This window comes from Salinarimonas soli, from assembly GCF_008386575.1.
GTDB classification, from domain to species: Bacteria; Pseudomonadota; Alphaproteobacteria; order Rhizobiales; family Beijerinckiaceae; genus Salinarimonas_A; species Salinarimonas_A soli.
The window spans coordinates 1-503 of the sequence record NZ_VUOA01000226.1 but is presented as its reverse complement, the minus strand read 5'-3'; the positions used below and the strand labels follow the sequence as shown (position 1 = coordinate 503).

Annotated in this window: 1 protein-coding gene; it reads left to right on the top strand. The window is 37.6% G+C overall.

What is annotated here, in order from left to right; genetic code table 11:
• Positions 1-58: 58 nt before the first annotated feature.
• A complete protein-coding gene (locus tag F0L46_RS27905; RefSeq protein WP_149822430.1) occupies positions 59-346 on the top strand; it encodes a hypothetical protein in 288 nt (95 codons plus the stop codon).
• Positions 347-503: the final 157 nt, after the last annotated feature.

Sequence of the window (503 nt, the reverse complement as noted above, 5' to 3'; positions counted from 1 at the left end):
AATAGTTTGCACGAAATACGCGTGATTATTTTTGAACATACGCAAATAAACTTATACAATGACGAAGGTTGCAATTATTCTTTTGATTTTGGCTGCCGTGTACGGGTTGGAAGGTGCGGCCGTTCCTAACGACCCGAACATATTTCCGATAAACGCTAACAGTTTTTCGCCGGCAAGCTTAATGCAAGGCATGTCAAACATCCAGGACATGGCTTCAAAGGCTGGTTTTGGGCCTAACATGAACGGTGCAGCCATTTCGACGGTTGTAGATAGCGCAGGGAAAAAAATGACGAAACTGCTAATCAGCGAAAACGGGAAGATATCAACCATGGATATGAACAAGTGAAAACAGCAGATTAATTTTATTTAAAAAAAATAGCGAATTCATCAAGAAATTTGCATAATAATGTTAAATAAAGATCCTTCCTACGTATTTTATGACTAACGAAAGTTTTATAATATTATGCAAATTTTATTGATACGCTTACATAAAAAGGACCCCG